This window comes from Stenotrophomonas muris, from assembly GCF_052751275.1.
In genome coordinates, this window is sequence record NZ_CP199879.1 from 1,328,599 (window position 1) to 1,352,306 (window position 23,708).

A 23,708-nucleotide genomic window follows, 5' to 3' on the forward strand; every position below is an offset into this window, starting at 1 on the left:
CGGCCAGCGGCCGGCACTATCCCAGGCGTTCAGAACCGGTCGGCAAAGGCATCCGTCGCCCGCACCAGCGCATCGACCGTGGCCGGCTCGTTGGCGCTGTGGCCGGAGGTCACCATCTCCAGGCGCGCTTCCGGCCAAGCCTTGGCCAGGTCCCACGCGCTGCGCGGCGGGCAGATGATGTCGTAGCGCCCCTGCACGATCACGCCGGGCAGGTGGCGGATGCGATCGATGTTGCGCAGCAGCTGGTCCGGCTCCAGGAAGATGCCGTTGCGGAAGTAGTGCGCTTCGATGCGGGCCTTCGCCAGGGTATCCAGCGGATCATCGGTGGATTCGGCATCCACGTCGTGCTGCAGGGTGGCCGCATTGTCTTCCCAGCCCAACCAGGCCTGCGCGGCTTCGATACGGGTTGCTTGATCCGGGCCATCCATGCGCGCCCAGTAGGCCGCGATCATGTCGCCACGCTCGGCTTCCGGGATATAAGCCTCGTAGCGGTCCCAGCGCTCCGGGAAGATCCAGCGCGCACCGCCATCGGCCTCGGCGAACCAGCGGTTCTCGATCTCACGACCGAGGAACACGCCACGCACGATCAGGCCGGTGGCGCGTTCCGGATGGGCCTGCGCGTAGGCCAGCGACAGCGTGGAGCCCCAGGAGCCGCCATAGACCAGCCAGCGCTCGATGCCCAGGTGCTCACGCACCTTTTCGATGTCCGCCACCAGGTCCTGCGTGGTGTTGTCGCGCAGCTCGCCGAACGGCGTGGAACGGCCGCTGCCGCGCTGGTCGATCAGCACGATGTGGTAGCGCGCCGGGTCGAAGAAGCGCCGATGGGTCGGCGAGATACCGGCGCCCGGGCCACCGTGCAGGTACACCACCGGAATGCCCTCCGGCGTGCCGCACTCTTCGATATGCAGCGTGTGCAGATCGCTCACCGGCAGGGCGAATTCGCGGTAGGGCTCGATGGCCGGGTACAGGGTGCGCATGGCGGGTGTCTCACAAGCAGGGGCGGCCAGCATAGCGCCGCCATCTACGGCTTGCAGTGGCGAGCTCCTGCGCGGCGCTGGAAATGCGCTGGCCGATGCGCATAAGCTTCCGCGATGCAAGCGACCACGACCGGGACGTCCACGTTCAAACTCAGCCTCGGCAGCGGCGCGCGCGAGCTGTTGAAGTGGATCGCGCTGCTGGCCATGACCGGCGACCACGTGGCCAAGGTGGTGTTCGGGGGCTACGTGCCGGTGGTCAGCGAACTGGGGCGTATCGCCTTCCCGCTGTTCGCGCTGGTGATGGCCTGCAACCTGGCCCAGCCGGGCGCCGACCTGCGCAAATCGATGCGCCGGCTCGCGCTATGGGGGCTGATCGCGCAGCCGTTGCACGCCTTCGCGTTCGGTTCCTGGCTGCCGCTCAACATCCTGCTCACCTTCACCTTGGCGGCGGTGGCCGTGCATGCGCTTGCGAGCCATCGGCCTGTGCTGCTGTTGCTGGCTGCCGGTGTGCTGCCGATGTTCGTGGACTACCAGTGGGCCGGCGTTGGCGCCGTGCTGCTGGCCTGGATCGCGTTCCGGCATCGGGCGTGGTGGCCGCTGCTGGTCGCGCTTGCGGCGGCGTGCTGGGCCAACCACAACGGCTGGGCACTGCTGGCCGTTCCGGTGGTCGTGCTGGCGACGCGGGTGCCGTGGCAACTGCCGCGCTGGCGCTGGGTGTTCTATGGGTACTACGTGGGACATCTGGCGGTGCTGGCGTTGATTGCCCATCTGCTTGTGTAATGTCGGAACTGGCGTGTCGCGCGTCTTGAAAGCCGGATGCGGTCAAGGAACGCGTGGTGCCGATGCGGGTGGGGAACGCCGCCGTTGGCGTGGCGCAAGTTGTTGAATCTTCGGCTCGATTGTCGATATGCGACAATGCGGCCACTGCGTGAACGTTGCTGTCTTTGCACTTGGGTTGTTGGCGCCTGCCACCCCGTTGTGCACATGATGGGGTGCCATCGAAAAAGGATGGCCGGGGGCTGGAATCCCCGCTGGTTGTGTTGTTCGCGCTTGTCAGCCGGCGTCGCCTTGTGCGGCGCCGGCTGACAACCCGTCCGCGCCTTATGGCGGGCGGTGCGTGGAGGCGCGCGCAAGCGTGCCTACCGGACTGTCTTCACGCAACCACCGGATTCCAGCCACGCACCGTCCGCCGCCTTGATTGTTAAGGGTGGTGGTCCCGCATGCCTTGCACGGAGACCTGCCATGAACGCATCGGAGTTTCCCCATCAGCGCGCCCCGGCCAATGCCGATGAGGGGCACGACATCCCGCCCGATCCCAACAACCTGACGGCCCTGCTGCATCGCATCGGGTTGGGCGCGGCTGCCGACGGCCAGCCCTGGCCCGAGCGCCATCAGCTGCCGGGCCGGTGCCTGGCGTTGGCCGACGCCGACGGTGCACTGGCCGGGCTGCGTATCGTGCAGGAGATCCTGCTGGCGGCCGAACGCGCCCGCCAGAATGGCGGCCCGGAACAGTACGTGGGCGATCGCGTAATGGAAGGGCTGAAGCTGGCGGCATTGGCGTTGACCAGCCACGCCATCTATCGCCTGCATCCGGAATGACACGTAGATCCACGCCATGCGTGGATGCCGTTCGCGGATTGCCCGACGTCCTGTAGAGCCGAGCCTATGCTCGGCTCAGCGGACGAAACGGAGCCGAGCATGGCTCGGCTCTACAGGGGTTCCACGCCAGCTTAGAAATCCATCGTTGCCGACACCAGCACCGTCCTCGGTGCACCCAGCGCCAGGCTCGACAACAACGGCATGCCCCAATACGACTTGTTGGTCACGTTGTTCACGCTGGCCCGCAGCGCAAGCGATCGACCCGCCACGGTGGTGCTGTAGCGCGCCCCCACGTCGAACAACGTACGCCCCGGCACCGACAGGCTATTGTCGGCACTGATGTACTGCCTCGACATCGCCGTGGCATTGCCGGTCAGGGTCAGGCCCTGCAAGGTCGGCACATCCCATTCCACGCCCAGCTTGGCCTGCCGCTGCGCCACGGCGGTGGCGATGCGTCCTTCATTCACGCCACCGGCCGTGCGGGTCAGCTTCGGCTGCACATAGGCCGCTCCACCGAGCAGGCGCACGCCGTCCATTGGTGCGCCGAAGAAGCCCCATTCCACGCCCCGGTTACGTTGCTCGCCGCCAAACGAGAAGATATTCGTGACCGGGTCGGTGTAGCTGTTCGGTCGCTTGATCTCGTACACGCTGAAGGTGTGCGCGAAGCTGCCCAGGTCCAGCTTCAGGCCCAGCTCCTTCTGCCTGGTGCGGAACGGTGCGAACACATCGCCGGCATTGGCGGCGGTCATCGGCGCGGTGGCGCCCTGGCTGAGGCCTTCGATGTAGTTGGTGTAGAGGGAGATCGCGTCGGTGGCTTTCACCAGCAGGGCCGCTGCCGGCGTGGTGGCGCTCTCGTCGTAGCGCGAGGTGCGTGCACCCGTGGACACGTTGAAGGTCTCGCTGACCACCTGCTGGCGGCGCACGCCCAGCGTCAGCTGCACGCGGTCATCGGCGAAGGCGAGGGTGTCGGCGAAGCCGAGGCTGTCCAGCGTCAGCTCGGTATGCGAGATGTGCGGTGCCACGAACGGCGCCGCCGGGCCCCACACTGGGTTGTACAGATTGGTGGTCCAGTCCCAGCCGGGTACGCTGCGCCGGCCGTAGTCGTTCTGGGTGTGCTGGTAGTGGGTCACGTTGGCGGCCCACTGGTGGCCGACGTTGCCGGTGTGGAAGGAACCGCGCAGGCCGGCATCTGCGGACTGCTTCCTGATGTCGAAGGCGAGCTGGCCGATCACCGTGGTGAAGTTGCCGGCTGGATTGAGGATCTGCGCGCTGATCGAACCGTTGTAGCGGTAGTCGGTCCTGCTGGTGCCGTACGCGAGGTAGGCCATCAGGCTATCGTTGACATCCAGTTCTCCGCGCACCATCGCGCCCTTGTCCTGGCTGTCCACGTAGGCCCAATCCGGGTTGATCAGCGTATCGCCGCGTGGCGGGCGCGGAATGGCCACGCCCGGTGCCAGGCCGACGCCACGCGCCGGGCCGTCAACGCGGTCGTCGGCGCTGTACAGATCGGCCGACAGCCGCATACGTTCGCCGCGCCAGTCCAGTGCCAGCGAACCGAGCTGTACCTTCTTGCGCTGCTTGCCGACGGCGCCGTCACCATCACGGTAGGCACCGTTGAAGCGGATGCCGAACTGCCTGTCGGCGCCGAGGCGACGGCCCATATCCACGTGAGTGCCGAACTGCGCATCGGAGGCGAAGTTGGCACTGACCCGCAGCAGCGGTTGCTCGCTTGCGCGCTTGGGCACCAGGTTGACGCTGCCACCGACCGAGCCGCCCGGCGGCATGCCGTTGAGCAGCGCAGACGGTCCCTTCAGCACCTCGATGCGCTCGAACATTTCCGGCGAGGTGCGGTAGTAGGGCGCCATGCCGCTGAGGCCATTGAACGTGGTGTCGCTGGTGTTGGAGGCAAAGCCGCGGATCGCGTAGTTCTCGCTCCATGCACCGGTGACGCCGTTGCTGAACACCGTGGGGTCGGTGGCGGCAATGACGTCGGTCAGGTCCTTGGCCTGGCGATCGCGGATGAAGGACTCGGTGTAGCTGATCGTATTGAACGGCGTGTCCATGAAATCCTTGTCGCCGAGCAGGCCGACGCGGCTGCCGGCAGCCACTTGCCCGCCCGCATAGTCTGCAGTGACCCGGCGTTGTTCCTGCACCTGCACCGACGGAAGGGTGGACGGCGCGGCGTCGGCCAGCGCGGCGAACGAGGCCAGCAGCCCCAGCGCGAGGGCGGACACCCGGTAGCGCCGGACCATGCCCGGCGAATACATCAGGCCGGAGGATGCGGCGGCAGCGCGATGCTGTGCAGAAGTGAAGTTGAAAACGGTCATGCCAGAGTCCTGTGAATCGCAGGCGCGAGCGCGCCTGGCGCGCTGCCGACGGCAAGCACGGGGAAAGGGCGCAGCGCAGGGTTGTTGGCTGGGTGGGGACCTGGCGGGAGGTGAGCCATGGGCTCGGTTACGGGTGCGCGGCGGACGCATTCCGAATTAGTTGAGTAAAGTAAACTAAATCAGTCGAAGCGGACAAGAGGGTCCCTTTGCTGGCACCCTCAGCAGGGTATGGACGCGCACCGTAAGAGCAGGCACCGTATGAGCACGCACCCCGATCCAACGGCGCCGACCCGTGGCCGCCCGCCCACCATCACCCCGGAGCGTCTGGCCGACATCGGCATCCGCCTGGGCCTGCCCAACCTGACCATGGCCAACGTGGCCGCCGAACTGGCGGTGACCCAGGCAGCGCTGTACAAGCGCGTGGCCAACCTGGAGGCGTTGAAGCGCCTGGTGGCGGAGGCGGTGTTCCAGCGCTGGCAGATTCCGCGCGCGTCGGTCGACGCACCGGGTGGGCTGGAGGCCTATCTGATGGGGTTCGTGGAGTCGCTGTGCGAAGTGGTGAAGGCGCATCCCGGGCTACCGCCCTACCTGCTGCGGCGCACGGTGGCGACCGCGCCGATGCTGGAAAAGATCGCCTCGCACCAGGCGCACGTGGCCGAGGTGTTCGGCCTGCCGGTGGACAAGGCGCGCTGGCTGCTGGCCACGATCGCGTTCTACTGCATCGCCGGCGCCGACACCATCTACGCGATTGCGGATGACGAAGAAGGGCAGGTGATCACCGAGTTCAAGCAGGGCATGCGGGCCCTGGTGATCGGTTCGCTGGAGGTATCGCGGCTTCGGTAGATGCACGCCATGCGTGGATGATCGCGGCCGTTCACCATGACGCCAGCCAGGCGTGGCCTGGCTCTACTGGACGGATCGCGTAGTGTCGAGAATACAATGCGGCCATGCCTGCCACGCCCACTCTCGATGACCTTCGCCGCTACGCGGTGGCGCGCACCTTGTTCAAGCCGACCACGCTGCTGACCGCGATCCGGCGGCTGGGCTTCGTGCAGGCCGACCCGATCCGCGCACCGGCACGCGCACAGGACCTGACCCTGCGCCACCGGGTGAAGGACTACCGCGCGGGCGATCTTGAGCGCCGCTACACGCGTCTGCCGGTGGAAGAGGATTGCCTGGTGAACTACGGCTTCCTGCCGCGCGAGCATCTGGCGCTGATGCACCCACGGGTTTCCAAGCGCGAGTGGGATGCCGAGACCCATCGCCGTGCGGCCGACGTGCTGGCCTTTGTGCGCGAGCGTGGCAGCGTGCACCCGCGCGAGGTCGACCAGGCCTTTGCGCATGGGCGGGTGACCAACTACTGGGGCGGCACCAGCAACGCAAGCACGCATCTGCTGGATGGCATGCACTACCGCGGGATGCTGCGGGTGCAGCGGCGCGACAGCGGCACGCGCATCTATGCGGTGGCCGATCATGCCGAGCCCGACTCCAGCGAACAGGCGCAGATCGAACGTGCCGCCGCCCTGATCGACCTGGTGGTGCGCAAGTACGCGCCGCTGCCCTCGGCCAGCCTGACCTATCTGGTGCGCCTGCTGGGCTATGGCGCGCCGCACCTGGCCGAGCAGACCCGAAAGGCATTGGCGCTGGCCAAGCAACAACTGGCCAGCTGCACGCTGGAAGGCACCACCTGGTACTGGCCGGCGGACGAGAATCCGCGCTCGCGCCGCCATGCACCGGATGAGCAGGTGCGCCTGCTGGCGCCGTTCGATCCGGTGGTGTGGGACCGCCGCCGCTTCGAGCTGTTGTGGGATTGGGTGTACAAGTTCGAGGCCTACACGCCTGCACCGAAACGCCAGTACGGCTACTACGCACTGCCGGTGTTGTGGCATGAGCAGGTGGTGGGCTGGGCCAACTTGAGCGTGCGCGAGGGTGAGTTGGTGTCGAGCGTGGGCTATGCCGGCAAGTCGCTGGCCCGCGACAAGGTATTTCGTGGCGCGCTGGACGACGAGCTGCAGCGCATGGCGGAGTTCCTGTAGCGCCAAACGGCGCATGGGTATCTATCGATCCCGGTAGCCGCCAACCTCGGTTGGCGCTGGCTTCCATCGGTGCCCACCAAGGTGGGCAGCTACCAGAGCAAGACCGCTCAGGCCCGGTAGCCGCCAACCTTGGTTGGCGCTGGCTTCCGTCGGTGCCCACCAGGGTGGGCAGCTACCAGAGCAACACCGCTCAGGCCCGGTAGCCGCCAACCTTGGTTGGCGCTGGCTTCCGTCGGTGCCCACCAAGGTGGGCAGCTACCAGAGCAGCACCGCTCAGGTTTGGTAGCCGCCAACCGTGGTTGGCGCTGGCTTCCATCGGTGCCCACCAAGGTGGGCAACTACCAGAGCAACGCTGCTCAGGCCCGGCAGCCGCCAACCTTGGTTGGCGCTGGCTTTCATCGGTGCCCACCAAGGTGGGCAGCTACCAGAGCAACGCTGCTCAGGCCCGGCAGCCGCCAACCTTGGTTGGCGCTGGCTTTCATCGGTGCCCACCAAGGTGGGCAGCGACCGGTCAAGCGGCGCCCTTGTGGTCCGCATCGTCCATGCCGGGGCTGACACGGCGGCCGATATCCTTCAGCCGCGCAAGCTGATCCACCATTGACGGCGCATCGTCCAGGCTGCCGACGAAGGTCCACAGGTAGGTCATCACCGCGTAGACGTGGCCCGGTGTAACGCCTTCACTGGTGGCAAGGCGGCCGATGGTCAGCGCGAACAATGCCGCGGCAGCCAGCCCGATCACCACATAGGCGCCGGCTTCGCGGTCGGACAGCAGGATGCGCAGGCGCGACAGCGTGGTGTAGTGGCGGCGCAGCACCGAGGGGCTGACCCGGTCGACCAGCCGGATTTCGTGTTCCAGGCGGTTGTTCAGTCGGCCGTGCAACTGCTCGTTGCGGCGTGCGAACGAGGGCGGCACCAGCAGGGCGCCGAGCAGGGTGACCAGGCCAGCGGCACCGACCATCGGCTCGATCGCCAGCAGCATGGCCACCGCACCGAACATCGATGCCAGCGCGGTGGCGATGATCGGCACGTGCTTTTCAAAGAAGTCGACGAACTCGCGGGCCAGCACCACGCGTGCCGCCGAAGTGGACGTCGCCTGGCCCAACCGGCGCTGCGCCTGCACCACGCTCACTGCCAGATCGGCATAGATGCGGGTGAAGGTGCGCGTATCCACCGCCCGACGGGCGGCACCCACCAGCCAGAACAGCAGTACCACGCCGGCATAGGAGATGGCATGGCCGATGTTGCCGCTGATGATCGCGTCTACCGCGAAGCCGGCGAACAACGGATAGGCCAGCAGCAGGGTGTTCTCCAGCGCCACCAGCGAGAACGTGCCGGTCAGCTGCCAGGGGTAGGTGCGCAGGATGGCCTTGAGCGTGGCGGCCACATTCTGCTGGCCGATGCTGCCGGCGGCGGCCGCTGGATCGTGGGGGAGTTCCATGGGATGCCTGGGGGGGTCGGGGACAGGGCAGGGGACGGATGCCTGCCATCTGCCGGGTCGCGCCCAGTATCTGCAGCCCTTTGGAGCGGGCATGGAGGGATGATGGAGATTGCGTGGAGAAATCGGCGGCGTTCAGCCACGCGCGTGGTGCCCACCAAGGTGGGCCGCTGCCAGGGCAGCGTCTACGGCCTCAACGGCGCACGTGCACCGGCCAGCGGATCTCGAACGAACTGCCGCCACGCTCGGTAGCTCGGCACTGCGCCGTTCCGTGATGGGCCACGGCAATCGCACGCACGACCGCCAGGCCGAGACCTGAGCCCCCACTCTGCCGTGAGCGCGACACATCGGTGCGCTGGAAGGCTTCGAAAATGCTGTCGCGCAGGTCGTCCGGCACGCCGGGGCCACCATCTTCCACGGCCACCGCGCACTGCCCCTCAGCGAGGGTGACGCGCACCCGCAGCGGGCAGGGGATGGCATGGCGACGGGCGTTCTCCAGCAATGCCAGCACCGCCTGGCGGATGCGGGCCGGATCGCAGTCCGCCAGCGACGGCCGCGCGTCCAGGCTCACCGAGAAGCCGCTTTCGGTCAGCGCCTCGGACATCGCCTCCACCACCGCCGCCACCTGCACGCTGACGTCGCTGCGTTGCAGGCGCAGATCCAGGTGGCCACTCTCGGCCAGGCTGACCACGCGCAGGTCCTCGATGATGCGGGTCAGTCCCTCCAGCTGGGTGAGCATGCTGTTGAACTGCTCGGGGCCCGGCTCGAATACACCTTCGGCGATGCCTTGCAGGCGGCCACGCAGGATGGTCATCGGCGTGCGCAGTTCGTGTGCGATGGCCGCGTTCCAGAACACGCGGTTCTCGGACATCCGGCTGAGCCGCTCGGCCATGGAATTGAAGTCGTTGACCAGCGTGGCGGCCTCGGCCATCGAGGTGTCGCCGCCGCGCGCGCGCGCCTCCAGGTCACCGCTGGCCACGCGACGCAGGCTTGCGGCCACCGAATTCAACGGGGTGATGATGCGCCGGGTCAGGCGAGACGCGATCAGGGTGGCCAACGCCACCACCACGGTGGCGGTCAGGCCGATCCACAGCCACTCCAGCCCGGAGGGCATCATGGACTTCGGCTCGTCATACCAGCGCGGATAGAACACCTCCAGCAGGTAGTAGAACAGGTAGAAGCCGCTGATCGACAGCACCGTCGAACACAGCGAGGCCACGGTGATCGACAGGCTGATCTGGCGGCCGATGCTCTTGCCTTTCGCAGTCATCATTCAGTCCAGGAAGCGGTAGCCGACGCCACGGATGGTGGCGGGAATGCCGATCACGCCGACATCCTCGAGCTTGCGCCGCAGCTTGCTGACGTGGCTGTCGACGGTGCGCTCCTGCGCATCGCCCTCGGGCAGGCAGGCGTGCAGCAGGTCCACCCGCGCATGCACCTGGCGCGGCGCGCGCGCCATGTGCACCAACAGCCGGAATTCGGTGAGGGTGACGTTCAGTGCGTGCGCCTGCTCGCCGTTGCGGACCGTCACTTCGTGGCTGCGCAGGTCGATCTCGAACGGGCCCTGGCGGATCAGCCCGGTGGGTTCTTCGGCCACGCTGCGGGCACTGCGGCGCAGCACGGCCTGGATGCGTGCAACGATCTCAGCGGGATTGAATGGTTTGGCCACGTAGTCGTCAGCGCCCACACGCAGGCCGGTCAGCTTGTCCACGTCCTGGTCGAGCGCGGTGAGCATGATCACCGGCGTGTTGCCGCGACGCCGCAGTTCGCTCAGCACCTGCCAGCCATCCAGCTTGGGCATCTGCACATCCAGCAGCACCAGGTCCGGGCGCAGCTGGCGATGGCTGGCCAGGGCTGCTTCGCCGTCGGCGGCGCGGGCGCTGCGCAGGCCGGAACGGGCCAGGTAGGCACCGAGGATCTCGGCGATTTCGCCCTCATCTTCGGCAATCAGCACCAAGGGGAGCTGTCGGTTACGGGGTTGGTATTTCATTGCGAGCGGCAGGTTCGAGGCCAAGGGCGGGCAGGGCGGGACAGGGGCGGGGTCATCGTCGGCGTTCCCTGGCCTGCGCCTCTTCGTTGGCCGCCCAGGCCAGCGTGGCCAGCACCAGCGAGCGCTGCAGGCTGGGGTCCACCGAACCCGCGCCGCGCAGCTGCTGCAGCGTCAGGGTAGACACCGCGGCAGGCAGCGCGTTCCAGCGCGAGGCCATGGGGGTGGCGTTCACCCGGGCCTGCAGCCGCGAGGCCATGCCCACGATGGCGCGCAGGCGCACTGCCAGCAGGGCGGCGACCACGGCGGTGGCGGGCGCAAGCAGCAGATGCAGGTTGACGTTGGCGGCCGGAGGTGTTGCCGACCAGAACGCCAGGCCGATCAAGGCCAGCGATGCGAGCGACCCGGAGCGGCGGGTGCGTCCGGGCCCGTCACTGCGGAACCCCAGCAGGGCGGCGGCCCCGAAGCCGGCCAGCAACGGCAGTCGCGGATACGGTGCGACCCACATCCATGTGCTGGTCGATGCCAGCACCAGTGCGATCAACCACGGCGAAGGCGCACACCACGCCAGGTAGGCACGGCGCACATCGAGGGGTGGCAGGTCCGGGTAGGAAAGGGGCACGGCAGGCTGGCAGTCGGCGAGGCCGCCGAGGCTAGCGACCGTTGATGGAGACTTGGTCGAGATTGTGTCGAGATTGCGTGGAGCCGCGCCATGGATTCAGCGGCCGACGCGGTCCCTGAACGGCGGTCGCGTCTCCATCCAATCTCCACAGCGGCTCCAAGAAACATCCACCTGGGGCTTCCAGACTGCGGCCCTGGCGGTCGCACCGGGCGACTGCACGCACCCCCGGAAGTTTCGATGAACAACCGCAGGACCTGGATCATTGCCGCAACGCTGGCCGTTCTTGCCGGCGGCGGTTGCTGGTGGGCGTTTGCCGATGGCGAGGATGCCGCGTTGATCACCGCACCGGCAAGGGTCGCCGGTCTGGAAAAGACCGTGCAGGCGGTCGGCCGGGTCAATCCGAAAGAACTGGTGGCCGTGGGCGCGCAGGTCTCCGGGCAGGTCACGCGCCTGCATGTGGTGCTGGGCCAGCACGTGCGGGCCGGCGACCTGATTGCCGAAGTGGATTCACAACCGCAGCGCATTGCCCTGCGCAGTGCCGAAGCCGCCGCCAACGCGCTGCGTGCGCAACATGCGGCCAGCCAGGCGCGCTACCGCCAGGCCCTTCGCACGTACGATCGCCAGTCGCAGCTGGTGGCGTCGCGGCTGGTCTCGCAGGAAGGCTTCGAAGCGGCACGTGTGGCGCGCGATGCGGCGCGCGCGGATGCCGCTGCGTTGCAGGCGCAGATCGACCAAGCGGTGACCCAGGTGGAAACCGCCCGCATCAACCTGGGCTACACGCGTATCGTGTCGCCGTCCGAGGGCTACATCGTGGCCATCGTCACCAAGGCGGGGCAGACGCTGAACTCGATGCAGACCACGCCGACCATCGTGATGCTGGCACAGATGGACACGATGACGGTGCGCGCCGAGATCGCCGAGGCTGACGTGGAACTGATCGCACCCGGCCAACCGTTGTGGTTCTCGACGCTGGGACCGAGCGGGCGCCGCTATGAATCGCACCTGCAGCAGCTTGAGCCAGCGCCGTCGTCGATTGCCGACGCGTCCAGCGGCAACAGCGGCGGATCGGCGCAGACGCCGAAAGCGGTGTACTACGCGGGGCTGTTCGACGTGGCCAATCCGGGCTTGATGCTGAAGCCTTCGATGACGGTGAAAGTGACGATCCAGCTGGCACGCGTGGCCAATGCACTGCAGGTGCCGCTGACCGCCCTGAGCGAGTCCGACGACAAGAACGGCAACGGCGCAACCGTGCGGGTAGTCGATGCGAAAGGCCGCGCCCACGAGCGCGCTGTGACTACCGGCCTGCGCACCGCCACCGCCGTGCAGATCCTCTCTGGCCTGGAAGCGGGCGAGAACGTGGTGGTCGGCCAGGCGCCCAGCGGTGGCGATGCCGAACCCACCAGCCTGCTGGGGATGTGAGCATGGCCGACGCACTGCTGGAATTGAAGGGCGTATCCCGCGCCTATCGCTCGGCCGCCGGCGAGGTGGTGGTGCTGAAGGAGGTCTCGCTGCGCATCGATGCCGGCGAGTTCATCGCCATCATCGGCCCCTCGGGTTCGGGCAAGTCCACGCTGATGAACATCCTGGGCTGCCTGGATCGGCCGACCGAAGGCAGCTACCGCGTGGAGGGGGCTGCGACCGAGCAGATGTCGCCTGACCAGCTGGCGCGCCTGCGCCGCGAGCACTTCGGCTTCATCTTCCAGCGCTACAACCTGATGGAGAACCTCAGTGCCACCGAGAACGTGGCCTTGCCCGCCGTCTATGCGGGGGTGGAGGCCGATGCGCGCACCACGCGTGCCCGCCTGCTGCTGGAAACGCTCGGCCTGGGCGAGCGGACCGCGAACCGGCCCAGCCAGTTGTCCGGCGGCCAGCAGCAGCGCGTCTCCATCGCACGCTCGCTGATGAACGGCGGCGCGATCGTGCTGGCCGATGAGCCGACCGGCGCGCTGGATCATGCCAGTGGCAGGCAGGTGATGGCGGAGCTCAAGCGCCTGCATGCGCAGGGCCATACCGTGATCCTGGTCACCCACGATGCGGCGATTGCTGCCCACGCGTCACGGGTGATCGAGATCGCCGATGGGCGTGTGGTGGCGGATCGCCAGGAGCGCGGCCCTTCGGTGCGGCGGCGTGCGGACGAACCGGGGCGCACACCCACGGCGGCTACCGAGCGGCGCGCCCGCATCGATGCCGTGCGCGAGGCGACGCGCATGGCGGTGCGTTCGATGCTGGCCCATCGCCTGCGCACCCTGCTGACCATGCTCGGCATCATCATCGGCGTGGCCGCGGTGGTGACCGTGGTTGCGCTGGGCAAAGGCGCGCAGGCGCAGGTCGAGGCGCAGATAAGCGCGCTGGGCGCCAGCACGCTGGAGATCTTCCCGGGCGCCGATTTCGGTGACCCGCGCTCGGCGGAGATCGAAACGCTGGTGGTAGGCGATGCCGATCACCTGGCCGCCCTGAGTTACGTGGACAGTGTCAGCCCCAACCTCAGCGGTTCGGTAGCAGCACTGCAGGGCGGCCGACGAGCCAATACGCAGGTGCTGGGCGCCGGTGCCGATCTGCCGCGCGTGCGCGGGCTTCGCCTGAAGGCCGGCCGGTTTTTCACCGATGCCGAGGTGGAGGCGCATCGGGCAGTGGGCGTGGTCGACCAGAAGGCAGCGAAGGCACTGTTCACTGGCAACCCCGTCGGCAGCACGGTGCTGCTGGGCGGCATGCCGGTCGAGGTGATCGGCGTGGTGGGTGCCAATGCATTCGCCGGTGGGGCCACGCCAACCGTCTACGTTCCCTATACGTCGGCTGCCTCCCGGCTGCTGGGCAGCCAGCGCCTGGAGAGCATCACCGTGCGCGTACGCGACAACGTACCCACCAATGCCGCCGAGGCCTCGCTGGGCGCCGAGCTGGAGCGCCTGCATGGTCGTCGCGATTTCTTCATCTACAACTCGGACCAGATCCGCAAGGCGGTGATGAAATCCAGCCAGACCATGGCGGCGCTGGTTTCGGCGATCGCGGCGGTGGCGCTGGTGGTTGGCGGCGTGGGCGTGATGAACATCATGCTGGTGTCGGTGAAGGAGCGCGTGCGCGAGATCGGCGTGCGGCTGGCGGTGGGGGCGAGGCAGGGCGACATCCTGCGCCAGTTCCTGATCGAGGCGGTGCTGATCTGCCTGTCCGGTGGCGTGCTGGGCGTACTGCTGGCCTTCGCCGTGGGTGCGCTGTCCAGCCTGCTGTCGCTGGGGGTGCCCTTCCTGTTCACGCCAGGGCCGGTGCTCGCCGCGCTGGCATGTTCGTCTGCGATCGGGCTCGGTTTCGGCTACTTCCCGGCACGCAACGCCGCACGGCTGGACCCGATCCAGGCATTGGCAGCGGAGTAGGGTCGCCCGCTGTGGCACCTTGAGCCGAGCCCACGCTCGGCTGCGCTCCGTTCGGCCGCGACGCACCCTGCGCTGCGCGCAGCGAGCCGAGCATGGGCTCGGCTCTACAGCGACTCAGCGCACCTTGCCCTTTATCGGCAGGCTGCCCGGCAGCTGCGAATAGCCGCTGTCACCCCAGTGCCGGGTGATGCGCTGGAAGAACAACGAGTTCGGCACGCGCAGCAGACAACCGCGCGCGCCTTCGCCACGGTCACTCAGCGTGGTGTAGATCAGGTTGATGTCCACCACCTGGCCGCACAGGCCCGGCTTGTCCACGCTTTCCAGCACTTCGATCGTGTCGTTGATGCGGAACGGACGCGTAGCCACGATCAGGAACGAACAGAACAGGTTGGACAACACGCTCCATGCTGCGAAGAACGCCACCGCGCCGACCGCCATGAACCCGGTCAGCGCGGTCCACAGCACCGAGCGCGAAACGCCAAGTCGCTCCAGTATCAGCAGCGCAGCCGCCAGATACAGCAGCAAAGCACCGCCGCGGCGCAGGCCTACATGAAGCTCTGGAGCCAGCCTGCCGCGCTGCCGGGCCTGCACGAGCAGCCACGCCAGCGCACGCACCATCAGCCAGGCCACCCCGAGAATGACCAGCACCTCGGCCACCGGTACCACCACCAGCAGCCAATCCGCGATCCAGGCAGGCAGTCCGGCCATGGGCGGTCACAGCGTTGCCGCGCCGCCGGAGATGGTCAGCAAGGCACCGGAGGTATAACTGGCGCTGTCCGAAGCCAGCATCACGTAGGCCGAGGCCAGTTCCGCGGGCTGCCCGGGGCGGCCGAACGGCGTCTGCGAGCCGAATTGCTCGACCTCTTCGGAGGCCATGCCTGCCGGAATGAACGGTGTCCAGATCGGGCCGGGCAGCACGGCGTTGACGCGTATCTGGTGCTCGGCCAGCAGGCCCGCCAGCCCCAGCGTCAGGTTGGCGACGGCGCCCTTGGTCGCAGAGTACGGAAGGATGTTCGGGGTCGGTCGCTTGGAATTGACCGATGCGGTGTTGATGATCGCGCCGCCACCGCGCAGGTGTGGCACGCACAACCGCGTCAGATTGAACACGGCATGGACATTGGTATCGAACGTCCGCTTCCAGTCATCCAGGGTGATGTCGTCGAAGTGTTCGTAGTAGCGCTGGTAGGCCGCGTTGTTGACCAGGATGTCGAGACCGTCCAGCTCGCTGGCCACGCGGTCGACGAGCGAGCGCGCCTGCGCCGGGTCGCTGATGTCACAGGGCACCAGCACGGCCTTGCGCCCGGCCTGTTCGATCTGCTGCTGCACATGGCGGGCGTCGTCCTGCTCGCCATCAAGAAAGGCGATGGCGACGTCGGCACCCTCGCGCGCGAAAGCGATGGCCACCGCTGCGCCGATGCCGCTGTCACCGCCGGTGATCAGTGCCTTCTTGCCCTGCAGCAGGCCATGGCCGCGGTAGCTGTCCTCGCCGTGGTCCGGCCGGGGCTGCATCTGCGCGGTCTTGCCGGGGAAGGATTGCTGCTGCGCCGGGAACGGCGGACGTGGGTAGTCGGGCAGGGCCATCGTCACTCTCCGAAAGGGAACCTGGCGGCAGTCTCGCTCGGCGCGGGTAAACGGCCGGAGGGCGCGGTGTCGTGGCAGCGTGGACGACTGCGCACGGTGCTTCACAACGGATGGGCGATCGTGGTCATGATGCTGTTGGCCGGCTGCCGTGAATCCAGCCGCGTGTGCTGCACGATGATCGGCTGGTCGGATTCGATGAGGGTGGCGAAGCCGGTGCCGCGTGGTACCGGCGCCGGATCCTGCAGGTCGTTGAAGCGCAGGTGGCAGGTGCGTCGTGCTGGCACGGTGATCCGGTAGGGACCGACAGGATCGCGGTCCTCGAAGTAGAGGGTCAGCGTGACATGCGCGTCCTCGTTGCCCGCATTGAGGACGCAGCAGGTTTCGTGACTCTGCATCTCCGGCGACGGGCCGTTGCTCCAGGCTGGAATGTAGCCTTCGGCGATAGCCCAGCGTCGATGCCCGATGCAGGAGGTGTTCGTTTCCATGACGCCGTTTTAGCTGGAGGGGTGTTGCCATCGTGTCCAGTCCCCGCACGGAATCCGTGATGACCATCGGCTACCACGCATCGCATGAGCAGTTCCCGCCCGCCACCTTGCTGGGCCTGGCGCTGCGCGCCGAACAGGCGGGATTCGAGGCTTTGATGTGCTCGGACCATTTCCACCCGTGGACGACTGCGCAAGGGCAGTCCGGCCACAGCTGGGTATGGGCCGGCGCGCTGGCGGTGCAGAGCGCATTGACCCTGGGCATGGTGACCTGCCCGATGCTGCGCCAGCACCCGGCATTGGTGGCACAGGCAGCGGCGACGCTGGAACAGTTGGCGCCGGGCCGGATCTGGCTGGCGCTGGGTACCGGCGAGGCCCTGAACGAGCGCATCACCGGCCAGCCGTGGCCAGCCAAGCGCGAGCGGCAGAAGGCATTGCGCGATGCGGCCGAGGTGATGCGGCGGCTGTGGGGCGGCGAGCAGGTCGACCACGACGGTGACTTCCGGGTGCGCCAGGCACGGCTCTACAGTCGCCCGGCGCTTCCCCTGCCGCTGCTGGGGGCGGCCGTCACCGAGGAAACCGCACGCTGGATGGGGGGCTGGGCCGATGGCCTGATCACCATCAGCCAGCCACTGGCGCAGTTGCGGCGTGTGGTGGCGGCGTTCGAGGACGGCGGCGGCAGGGGCAAGCCGATGTACCTGCAGGCCAAGCTCTCCTACGCGCGCGCCGAACAGGCGGCGCTGGAAGGCGCGATGGAGCAGTGGAGCGCCAACGTGCTGCCGCCGGAACTGGCCGAAGGCCTGGACCAGCCCGAACAGTTCGAAGCACAGGCCCGATCGGTCAGCGCCGAGGTGGTGCGCGAGCACGTGCATGTCTCGGCAGACCTGGGCCAGCATCGGGCCTGGCTGCAGGAGCTGCAGTCCCTGGGGTTCGATCGCATCTACCTGCACAACGTGAACCGCGAGCAGGAACGCTTCATCGACGACTTCGCCGAACACGTACTGCCTGCGCTGCGCACTCAGGCACCCTCGGCAGCCAGCCACGTATAGCCATGGCCCTGCAGGTAGCAGCGGCGACCCTGCAGCTTGGCGCCGTGGCCCACCAGCGTGTGCAGCGGGCCGTGCAGGGGTACGTCCACCTCAACCGGGTTGTCGCCGAAGTTGATCAGTGCCAGTGCCTGATGGGGTGCCTCACCGAAGCGGAGCATCAGCAGCGCGGGTGAGGGTGGGTCGAGCGTGTGTGGCCCCTGCTGCAGCACGGGATGGGCATTGCGTTGCTGCAGCAGCTCGCGCACCCGCAGCAGCAGTGAGCCCGGCATCGCGCGTTGCGCCTCGACATTCACCGTGCGGTAACCGTAGGGGCCATCCGCCGGTGGCGCGCGCCAGGCATGCCGCGGTTGGTCGGTGAACCCAGCCCCTGGGCCACCGTGCCAGTGCATCGGCATGCGCACGGCATTGCGTTCGGGCAGCTCCAGGCAATCACCGAGGCCGATCTCTTCGCCATAGCGCACCACCGGCACCTGGCCCAGCGACAGCAGCGCCGCCCAGGCCATCGCCTGCCATGCGATGTCGCCGTCCAGCATCGGTGCCAGCCGACGGCGGATGCCACGGCCATAGATGCGCATGCCACGCTCAGGAGCGAAGCGTTCCATCACCGCTTCGCGCTCATCCGGCTCCAGCTGCTCCAGGTCCAGTTCATCATTGTTGCGCAGCCAGGCAATGCGTGTGTCCGGCGGCGCGTGCGGGCCGTATTCGGCCATGACCCGGGCCACTTCGCTGGCATCGCCGCGTGCCAGTGCCAGGAAGAAGTGATTGTTGAGGTGGAAATCCAACAGGTGCGAAAGCCGCCGCCCGTGGCACAGGAAGTCACCGTAGCGGGACGCGCGGACATCCGCTTCGCCGATCAGTGGCAGCCCTGGTTGCTGCGCGTCTGCCGTGGCGCGCATCGCCTCCAGCAGCCACAGCCCGTCGTCGCGCGGGTCCGCGTGGCGGGCGCGCTCGACCATGTACGGGACCGCGTCGACGCGGAAGCCGGCCACGCCGCGCTGCAGCCAGAACGTCATTACCTGCAGCAGTTCCTCGCGTACCGGCGCATGGGCCAGGTCGAGGTCCGGCTCGTGCCGGTAGAACATGTGCCGGTTGAAAGCGCCGGCCTCGGCATCCCAGGTCCAGACAGAGGCCTCGATCGGCGGGAACATCGGCTGCAGGCCGTCGTCAGGCATGTGGTCGCTCCACAGGTACCAGCGGCGCCAGGCCGGGTCACCCTGCTGCGCGGCGACGAACCACGGGTGCGCGCTGGCGGTGTGCTGCATCACCAGTTCGACGATGATGCCGATGCCACGTGCGTCGGCGGCATCGACCAGGCGCTGGAACGCGGCCTGGTCGCCCAGGCGCGGATCGATACGGTAGTGATCGGTGACATCGTAGCCACCATCGCGGCCGGCGTTGCAGTAGAACGGCAGCAGCCAGACATGGCTGATGCCAAGCCACTGCAGGTAGTCCAGCTTTTCCGTGATGCCATCCAGCGTGCCCCAGCCACGGCCGTCGCTGTCGCGGAACAGGTAGGGGTCGATCTGGTAGATGGCGCGCAGCGGACGCACCGCCATGGGCTTCTCCGGCACTGTTCACGGGTGACCAGCCTGCTGTCGCGCGTGGCAGCGGTTCGTGAAACGAATGGCACCGCATCATGACGTGGCATCCACGGCCCGTGCATGCCCGGGCGCGCACAGTGAATGCTCATTCCCGGCACCGAGGAGGCTTCCTGCATGGCCCGACGCAAGACGCTTCGTATTGCCACGTTCAACGTCAACGGCATCGGCACGCGCCTGCCACAGCTGCTGGACTGGCTGCACAGGGAATCGCCGGACGTGGTTGCCCTGCAGGAACTGAAGGCGACCGACGCCGCGTTTCCGGCTGCGTCATTGGAGGAGGCTGGGTACGGTGCGCTCTGGCAAGGTGAGGCGCGCTGGAACGGCGTGGCGCTGCTGGCTCGCGGGACCACGCCGGTCGAGAGCCGCCGCCGATTGCCCGGCGAGCCCAGCGACACGCAGAGCCGCTACCTGGAGGCGGCGGTGCACGGGGTCATCGTGGGTGCCCTCTACCTGCCCAACGGCAACCCGCAGCCCGGGCCCAGGTTCGACTACAAGCTGCGCTGGATGGAGCGCCTGATCCGGCATGCGCGCAGCCTGGTCGAACTGCCGCACCCGGCGCTGCTGCTGGGTGATTTCAACGTGATTCCCACCGAAGCCGACGTCTACGACCCCAAGGCCTGGCGCCGCGACGCGCTGTTCCAGCCCGAGGTTCGCGATGCCTTCGAGCGGCTGCTCGCGCAGGGCTGGACCGATGCGCTGCGGAAGGTGCACGGCGACGCCACGATCTACACCTTCTGGGACTATTTCCGCCAACATGCCGAGCGCGACCGTGGGCTGCGCATCGATCATCTGCTGTTGAATCCCGTACTGGCGGAGCGACTGAAGGACGCTGGCGTCGACCGTTGGGTGCGTCTGCAGGAAAAGGCCAGCGACCACGCGCCGACGTGGGTGACGGTGCGGGCGGCGTGATCAACGCACGGCAGGGCCTTCGCGCCGCTCGCGGCGCACGCGCGCGCGGGTCCGGTAGAGGCGGCTGTCCGCCTTCTGGATGGTGTCGGCCACGGGCTCACCGGCCGTATTGATGGCTGCACCCATCGAGAAAGCGCTGGGCGACAGCGCAGCGTGGTCCTGGTACCAGTGCTCCAGTTCGCTCAACCGGCCATCCGCGGGCGCGACCAGTACCACCATGAATTCGTCGCCGCCCAGCCGCACCACCGTCTCCTCCTTGCCCAGCGGCGAGCGCAGGAAGGTGGCGAACTCGACCAGGACGGCGTCGCCGCGGCGGTGGCCCTGGGTGTCGTTGATGTGCTTGAAGTGGTCCAGATCGAACATCACGCAGGCCCAGCGCTCATCAATCAGTTCATCCAGCCGGTGCAGGTAACGCCGGTTGTAGCACTGCGTGAGGGGATCCTTGAAGGACATTTCGCGCAGCTGCTGCTCCTGCATCCTCAGCGCGGTGACGTCCTGTGCATGCCCCAGCACGTAGGGCGGGCTGGCCTCGCTGTCGAGCACGTTGTGGTACGCCCAGTAGTGGCGCGTACCGTCGGCGGCAATCAGCTCGATCACGCCAGCGTCGGTGTGGTTTGCCTGGATCCGAGCGAGGTAGGCCTTGAAGCCCTCGCGTTTTTCCGGTGGCATCAGGTCGCACAGGCTGCGCCCGACCATCTGGCTTTCCTCGAAGCCCAGCGACTGCACCGCCGCGGGATTCACCGAGGTCAATGTCCCGTCCAGCGTGTGGGTGCAGATCAGGCCCAGGCTGTAGTGGAACAGCCGCCGGTAGCGGGTCTCGCTCGCTTCCAGCGCGTCGAGCGCGGCTCGCTCGTCCGTGATGTCCTGGATCGCCCCGACCAGGCGCGGATGGCCGTCGACCTGTTGCCGGCTGCCGACCACCCGGGTCCAGATCGCGCGCCCGTCGGCGGTGGTCATTGGCAGCTGCACCTCCCAGGACGTGCCTTCGTCGATGCAACGCTGCACGGCCGCGCGGATGATGTTGCGGCTGTCTTCGCGGTAGAACGACAGCGCGGTGTCGAGCGTCGGTTCAAAGTTGCTGCGCACGCCGTGCAGCTGCTTGGTCTCGCGGGTCCAGCGCACTTCGTTGGTGACCAGGTCCATCTCCCAGCCGCCCACCCGGGCGGCGCGGTTGGTCCGCTCCAGGAAGTCTTCGCTGCGTTTCAGCTCGCGATGCAGCGCTTTCGCCTGGCCAACCTGCGCCATCAGGGTACTGCGCTGTTCCAGCACCTGGGTGGTGACCCGCGCCAGATGCACCATCAGTTCGCGCTGGGAGGGGGACAGCACGCCGGGCATCGGGTCGAGCAGGCACAGCGTGCCAATGCGTGCACCATGGGCCGAGCCCAGCGGGATGCCGGCGTAATGCCGGATGCGCGGCCCGGCGGTCACCAGGGGATTGGTCGAGAAGCGAGGGTCCTGGCGCGCGTCGGGTATCTCGAACAGCTCGTCGTGGCGGATCGCATGCGTGCAGAAGGAGATCTCGCGGGCCGTTCCGGTGACGGCCTCCAGCCCGATATTGGCCTTGAACCACTGCCGGTCTTCGGCCACCACGGTGATCAGCCCCATGGTCATGCCGGTCGCGGCGCGGGCGGCGGCGACGATGGCATCGAACACCGGCTCGGGGGGCGTATCCAGCAGGTGCAGTCGTTCGATTTCGAGCAGACGTTCGGCTTCGTCCATGGCGCTTTTCAGGGCTGGGTAGCGAGGGCGGTTGCGGCAGCTGGCTGGCGCTACGCTAGTGCGCACGGCGTTATGTATCGCCATGGCAGAGTGATGCCGATGTGAGGTGGCCGCGCCCGCTCAGTGTTGCTGGAGCGATGCCTGCAGGGCGGTGGCCAGTGCGGCATCACCGGATACCAGGTCCTGCCAGCGTAGCGTGATGCCCTTGCGTCGCCCCTTTTCGACCAGCTTGAGGCCTTCGGGGTCCACGGTGAGGGTATGGGGCCGGCCATCGATGTCCAGTTCGCGTCGCAGTGGTTTGTCGAGCGGGGTCATCATCGTTTCCTCGCAGGGGCGGGAGTACGCCGTGGCTGAATCGATACGTGACGATTGTCACGGATGTGCCAGCGCCAAGGGAAATCGACAGCGCGGGTGATGCCGATGCGTGGACCAATTAGCGGGTCGGACGGAGGCGGGGTCCCATCGCTTGCGATCACGATGCCATGGCTGCCAGTCACCAGGTCGGCGCCGTCGAAACTGCGGTCCAGTCCGAATGCCTGCGAGAGCTTGCCGGGGCCGCTGGCCAGATCGTGATCCCGGCGCGCGGCGGGGCGCAGCTCGTGCATGCGCTCAAGGCCCGCCAGCGGCTCGATGGCCCGCAGCAGCACCGCCACGCCTTCACCGACCTCTCCGCAGACCACGTTGCTGCCCCAGTGCATGCCGTAGGTGAAATAGACATACAGGTGGCCGGCCTCACCGAACATGCTGGCCGTGCGCGGCGTCTGCCCGCGATAGGAGTGCGCCGCCGGATCGACGCTGCCTGCGTACGCTTCGACTTCAACGATGCGACCCGTTCGGCCATCGTCACGGACCAGAAGTTTGTTGAGCAGCTCGGGCGCAACCTCGACGGGCGGGCGCCGGTAGAAGCTGCGCGGGAGGATCTGGAGAGAGGCGGGCAACCAATCCGGCACGGTAGAGGCAGGTTCGGGCAGATGTTGGTGGCACTGTGGCATTGGACTGGTGAAACGGGCGCAGACGCAGCGTCATTCCGGCGCGGGCGGTGCCGCCAGCGTGGCGCGCCGGGCGGCGTAGACCTCGGGCGTCTGCGGCTTGATGAACAGTGCCACCAGCTCCGGATACTCGCGCTTTACCGCCGTTTCGATGCGGGTGATGCAGGCTTCAATCTGTGGGGTCTGCCGATCGTCCTCGAACTCGGCGCTGAGCATGGCCACGACCTGTTCCGGTCCCATCTGCATGGTGGTCACGCCGTTCGCGCGACGCAGGTCCGGATCGGTTTCGGCCACCGCCATGATCCGCTCGGCCACCGCAGGGTGGGCAGGCTCTCCAACCAGGAGGCCCTTGGTTTCACGGGCCAGGAGGAAGGCGGTTGCGGCCAGCACGCCGGCGATGCACAGCGACGCCACGCCATCAAGCACCGGCATATCCAGCACCTGCGCGGCCACCAGGCCGATCAACGCGAAGCCCAGCCCGAGCAACGCAGCGCTGTCTTCCAGCAGTACGGTGAAGGTGGACGGATCCTTGCTGCGGCGGAAGGCTTCGAAGTAGCCCAGTCTGCCTTTGGTACGCCGGAACTCGCGCAGCGCCACCCACCAGGAGGCCCCCTCGAACAGGATGGAAATGCCCAGCACGCTGTAGCTCAACGCGTGGTTGGTAGCCGGCTCCGGCCGGCGGATGTGCTGGATGCCCTCGTACGCCGAGACGCCGGCGCCAGCGGCGAACACCAGCAGGGCGACGATGAAGCTCCAGAAGTACAGCTCGCGGCCATAGCCGAATGGATGTACCGGGTCTGGCGCCTTGCCGGCACGGCGCAGCCCGTACAGCAGCAGGAGTTCATTCAATGTGTCGACCAGCGAATGCACGCCCTCGCTGAGCATGGCCGAGCTGCCGGAGATGCCGGCAGCGATGAACTTGGCGATGGCAATGGCCAGGTTGCCCGCGAGGGCGGCATAGATGACCAGACGGGAACCGGTGGGAGCGGACATTTCGGCGGCGGGGCGGGGCGGACGCCTGATCTTCCCG

22 protein-coding genes are annotated in these 23,708 nt (G+C 67.6%); 8 read left to right on the forward strand and 14 right to left on the reverse strand.

What is annotated here, in order from left to right; translation table 11 throughout:
• Positions 1 to 29: 29 nt before the first annotated feature.
• A complete protein-coding gene (pip, locus tag ACUVWL_RS05965) occupies positions 30 to 977 on the reverse strand; it encodes a prolyl aminopeptidase (protein WP_445978919.1) in 948 nt (315 codons plus the stop codon).
• Between the two features lie 114 nt (positions 978 to 1,091).
• Here pip and ACUVWL_RS05970 point away from each other — a divergent pair, with 114 nt between their 5' ends.
• A complete protein-coding gene (locus ACUVWL_RS05970; protein WP_241886882.1) occupies positions 1,092 to 1,757 on the forward strand; it encodes a TraX family protein in 666 nt (221 codons plus the stop codon).
• A 462-nt stretch (positions 1,758 to 2,219) separates the two neighbouring features.
• A complete protein-coding gene (locus ACUVWL_RS05975; protein ID WP_032962681.1) occupies positions 2,220 to 2,576 on the forward strand; it encodes a hypothetical protein in 357 nt (118 codons plus the stop codon).
• Positions 2,577 to 2,707: 131 nt separating this feature from the next.
• Here the strand turns inward: ACUVWL_RS05975 and ACUVWL_RS05980 are convergent, their stop codons facing one another.
• Positions 2,708 to 4,903 (reverse strand): TonB-dependent receptor, encoded by a 2,196-nt coding sequence (locus ACUVWL_RS05980; protein WP_445978920.1) that lies wholly within the window; start codon positions 4,901 to 4,903, stop codon positions 2,708 to 2,710.
• Positions 4,904 to 5,161: 258 nt separating this feature from the next.
• Between ACUVWL_RS05980 and ACUVWL_RS05985 the strand changes: the two genes are divergently transcribed.
• On the forward strand, positions 5,162 to 5,746 hold the full coding sequence (locus tag ACUVWL_RS05985; RefSeq protein WP_014647283.1) for a TetR/AcrR family transcriptional regulator: 585 nt from the start codon (positions 5,162 to 5,164) through the stop codon (positions 5,744 to 5,746).
• Between the two features lie 104 nt (positions 5,747 to 5,850).
• Positions 5,851 to 6,939 carry a DNA glycosylase AlkZ-like family protein gene (locus tag ACUVWL_RS05990; RefSeq protein WP_445978921.1) on the forward strand — a complete coding sequence of 363 codons (1,089 nt, stop codon included), beginning with the start codon at positions 5,851 to 5,853 and terminating at the stop codon, positions 6,937 to 6,939.
• Between the two features lie 511 nt (positions 6,940 to 7,450).
• Here ACUVWL_RS05990 and ACUVWL_RS05995 read toward each other — a convergent pair.
• From ACUVWL_RS05995 to ACUVWL_RS06010, 4 genes are all read right to left on the reverse strand, one after another.
• Entirely contained in the window at positions 7,451 to 8,377 is a 927-nt protein-coding gene (locus tag ACUVWL_RS05995) for an ABC transporter six-transmembrane domain-containing protein (RefSeq protein ID WP_445978922.1), read from the reverse strand.
• Between the two features lie 190 nt (positions 8,378 to 8,567).
• Positions 8,568 to 9,644 carry an ATP-binding protein gene (locus ACUVWL_RS06000; RefSeq protein WP_445978923.1) on the reverse strand — a complete coding sequence of 359 codons (1,077 nt, stop codon included), beginning with the start codon at positions 9,642 to 9,644 and terminating at the stop codon, positions 8,568 to 8,570.
• A gap of 3 nt (positions 9,645 to 9,647) precedes the next feature.
• Positions 9,648 to 10,364: a response regulator gene (locus ACUVWL_RS06005; RefSeq protein WP_288496409.1), complete on the reverse strand. Its 717-nt coding sequence runs from the start codon at positions 10,362 to 10,364 to the stop codon at positions 9,648 to 9,650.
• Between the two features lie 52 nt (positions 10,365 to 10,416).
• The gene (locus ACUVWL_RS06010) at positions 10,417 to 10,983 is read right to left on the reverse strand and encodes a hypothetical protein (RefSeq protein WP_262225088.1); all 567 of its coding nucleotides are present in this window, start codon (positions 10,981 to 10,983) and stop codon (positions 10,417 to 10,419) included.
• Positions 10,984 to 11,220: 237 nt separating this feature from the next.
• Between ACUVWL_RS06010 and ACUVWL_RS06015 the strand changes: the two genes are divergently transcribed.
• Both ACUVWL_RS06015 and ACUVWL_RS06020 read left to right on the forward strand, forming a co-directional pair.
• Entirely contained in the window at positions 11,221 to 12,402 is a 1,182-nt protein-coding gene (locus tag ACUVWL_RS06015) for an efflux RND transporter periplasmic adaptor subunit (protein ID WP_049439599.1), read from the forward strand.
• A gap of 2 nt (positions 12,403 to 12,404) precedes the next feature.
• Positions 12,405 to 14,348, forward strand: coding sequence for a MacB family efflux pump subunit (locus ACUVWL_RS06020; RefSeq protein ID WP_445978924.1), 1,944 nt, complete (start codon positions 12,405 to 12,407; stop codon positions 14,346 to 14,348).
• Positions 14,349 to 14,462: 114 nt separating this feature from the next.
• On the opposite strand, the gene ACUVWL_RS06025 is transcribed toward ACUVWL_RS06020, so the two are convergent.
• The 3 genes from ACUVWL_RS06025 to ACUVWL_RS06035 all read right to left on the reverse strand — a co-directional run bounded on the left by ACUVWL_RS06025 (position 14,463) and on the right by ACUVWL_RS06035 (position 16,414).
• The gene (locus ACUVWL_RS06025; RefSeq protein WP_014647275.1) at positions 14,463 to 15,056 is read right to left on the reverse strand and encodes a mechanosensitive ion channel domain-containing protein; all 594 of its coding nucleotides are present in this window, start codon (positions 15,054 to 15,056) and stop codon (positions 14,463 to 14,465) included.
• Positions 15,057 to 15,062: 6 nt separating this feature from the next.
• The gene (locus ACUVWL_RS06030; RefSeq protein ID WP_032962699.1) at positions 15,063 to 15,929 is read right to left on the reverse strand and encodes a glucose 1-dehydrogenase; all 867 of its coding nucleotides are present in this window, start codon (positions 15,927 to 15,929) and stop codon (positions 15,063 to 15,065) included.
• A gap of 101 nt (positions 15,930 to 16,030) precedes the next feature.
• Complete coding sequence (locus tag ACUVWL_RS06035; protein WP_014647273.1) at positions 16,031 to 16,414, reverse strand: sensory rhodopsin transducer; 384 nt, start codon at positions 16,412 to 16,414, stop codon at positions 16,031 to 16,033.
• Between the two features lie 59 nt (positions 16,415 to 16,473).
• Between ACUVWL_RS06035 and ACUVWL_RS06040 the strand changes: the two genes are divergently transcribed.
• The gene (locus tag ACUVWL_RS06040; protein ID WP_134808910.1) at positions 16,474 to 17,460 is read left to right on the forward strand and encodes a TIGR03885 family FMN-dependent LLM class oxidoreductase; all 987 of its coding nucleotides are present in this window, start codon (positions 16,474 to 16,476) and stop codon (positions 17,458 to 17,460) included.
• On the opposite strand, the gene ACUVWL_RS06045 is transcribed toward ACUVWL_RS06040, so the two are convergent.
• Positions 17,430 to 19,016, reverse strand: coding sequence for an alpha-amylase family glycosyl hydrolase (locus ACUVWL_RS06045; protein WP_445978925.1), 1,587 nt, complete (start codon positions 19,014 to 19,016; stop codon positions 17,430 to 17,432). The two genes, ACUVWL_RS06040 and ACUVWL_RS06045, sit on opposite strands and share 31 nt — an antisense overlap.
• Positions 19,017 to 19,175: 159 nt before the next feature.
• Here ACUVWL_RS06045 and xth point away from each other — a divergent pair, with 159 nt between their 5' ends.
• Complete coding sequence (gene xth, locus ACUVWL_RS06050) at positions 19,176 to 19,970, forward strand: exodeoxyribonuclease III (RefSeq protein ID WP_014647270.1); 795 nt, start codon at positions 19,176 to 19,178, stop codon at positions 19,968 to 19,970.
• Here xth and ACUVWL_RS06055 read toward each other — a convergent pair whose 3' ends face one another.
• The 4 genes from ACUVWL_RS06055 to ACUVWL_RS06070 all read right to left on the reverse strand — a co-directional run bounded on the left by ACUVWL_RS06055 (position 19,971) and on the right by ACUVWL_RS06070 (position 23,671).
• Entirely contained in the window at positions 19,971 to 21,689 is a 1,719-nt protein-coding gene (locus tag ACUVWL_RS06055; RefSeq protein ID WP_126412308.1) for a sensor domain-containing diguanylate cyclase, read from the reverse strand.
• 120 nt (positions 21,690 to 21,809) lie between these two features.
• Positions 21,810 to 22,004 carry a hypothetical protein gene (locus ACUVWL_RS06060; protein ID WP_014647268.1) on the reverse strand — a complete coding sequence of 65 codons (195 nt, stop codon included), beginning with the start codon at positions 22,002 to 22,004 and terminating at the stop codon, positions 21,810 to 21,812.
• Positions 22,004 to 22,639, reverse strand: coding sequence for a DNA-3-methyladenine glycosylase (locus ACUVWL_RS06065; RefSeq protein ID WP_049439916.1), 636 nt, complete (start codon positions 22,637 to 22,639; stop codon positions 22,004 to 22,006). The genes ACUVWL_RS06060 and ACUVWL_RS06065 overlap by 1 nt, the downstream gene beginning before the upstream one ends.
• A gap of 72 nt (positions 22,640 to 22,711) precedes the next feature.
• Positions 22,712 to 23,671 carry a cation diffusion facilitator family transporter gene (locus ACUVWL_RS06070; RefSeq protein WP_053495012.1) on the reverse strand — a complete coding sequence of 320 codons (960 nt, stop codon included), beginning with the start codon at positions 23,669 to 23,671 and terminating at the stop codon, positions 22,712 to 22,714.
• Between the last annotated feature and the right edge of the window lie 37 nt (positions 23,672 to 23,708).

Excerpts from the sequence above, each read along its gene's own strand:
- ACUVWL_RS06040 (WP_134808910.1), top strand. The coding sequence starts at position 16,474 with ATGACCATCGGCTACCACGCATCGCATGAGCAGTTCCCGCCCGCCACC.
- ACUVWL_RS05970 (WP_241886882.1), top strand. The coding sequence starts at position 1,092 with ATGCAAGCGACCACGACCGGGACGTCCACGTTCAAACTCAGCCTCGGC.
- ACUVWL_RS06025 (WP_014647275.1), bottom strand. The coding sequence starts at position 15,056 with ATGGCCGGACTGCCTGCCTGGATCGCGGATTGGCTGCTGGTGGTGGTA.
- ACUVWL_RS06060 (WP_014647268.1), bottom strand. The coding sequence starts at position 22,004 with ATGACCCCGCTCGACAAACCACTGCGACGCGAACTGGACATCGATGGC.
- ACUVWL_RS06015 (WP_049439599.1), top strand. The coding sequence starts at position 11,221 with ATGAACAACCGCAGGACCTGGATCATTGCCGCAACGCTGGCCGTTCTT.
- ACUVWL_RS05975 (WP_032962681.1), top strand. The coding sequence starts at position 2,220 with ATGAACGCATCGGAGTTTCCCCATCAGCGCGCCCCGGCCAATGCCGAT.
- xth (WP_014647270.1), top strand. The coding sequence starts at position 19,176 with ATGGCCCGACGCAAGACGCTTCGTATTGCCACGTTCAACGTCAACGGC.
- ACUVWL_RS05995 (WP_445978922.1), bottom strand. The coding sequence starts at position 8,377 with ATGGAACTCCCCCACGATCCAGCGGCCGCCGCCGGCAGCATCGGCCAG.
- ACUVWL_RS06000 (WP_445978923.1), bottom strand. The coding sequence starts at position 9,644 with ATGACTGCGAAAGGCAAGAGCATCGGCCGCCAGATCAGCCTGTCGATC.
- ACUVWL_RS05990 (WP_445978921.1), top strand. The coding sequence starts at position 5,851 with ATGCCTGCCACGCCCACTCTCGATGACCTTCGCCGCTACGCGGTGGCG.
- ACUVWL_RS06005 (WP_288496409.1), bottom strand. The coding sequence starts at position 10,364 with ATGAAATACCAACCCCGTAACCGACAGCTCCCCTTGGTGCTGATTGCC.
- ACUVWL_RS05980 (WP_445978920.1), bottom strand. The coding sequence starts at position 4,903 with ATGACCGTTTTCAACTTCACTTCTGCACAGCATCGCGCTGCCGCCGCA.
- ACUVWL_RS05985 (WP_014647283.1), top strand. The coding sequence starts at position 5,162 with ATGAGCACGCACCCCGATCCAACGGCGCCGACCCGTGGCCGCCCGCCC.
- ACUVWL_RS06070 (WP_053495012.1), bottom strand. The coding sequence starts at position 23,671 with ATGTCCGCTCCCACCGGTTCCCGTCTGGTCATCTATGCCGCCCTCGCG.
- pip (WP_445978919.1), bottom strand. The coding sequence starts at position 977 with ATGCGCACCCTGTACCCGGCCATCGAGCCCTACCGCGAATTCGCCCTG.
- ACUVWL_RS06055 (WP_126412308.1), bottom strand. The coding sequence starts at position 21,689 with ATGGACGAAGCCGAACGTCTGCTCGAAATCGAACGACTGCACCTGCTG.
- ACUVWL_RS06020 (WP_445978924.1), top strand. The coding sequence starts at position 12,405 with ATGGCCGACGCACTGCTGGAATTGAAGGGCGTATCCCGCGCCTATCGC.
- ACUVWL_RS06045 (WP_445978925.1), bottom strand. The coding sequence starts at position 19,016 with ATGGCGGTGCGTCCGCTGCGCGCCATCTACCAGATCGACCCCTACCTG.
- ACUVWL_RS06030 (WP_032962699.1), bottom strand. The coding sequence starts at position 15,929 with ATGGCCCTGCCCGACTACCCACGTCCGCCGTTCCCGGCGCAGCAGCAA.
- ACUVWL_RS06035 (WP_014647273.1), bottom strand. The coding sequence starts at position 16,414 with ATGGAAACGAACACCTCCTGCATCGGGCATCGACGCTGGGCTATCGCC.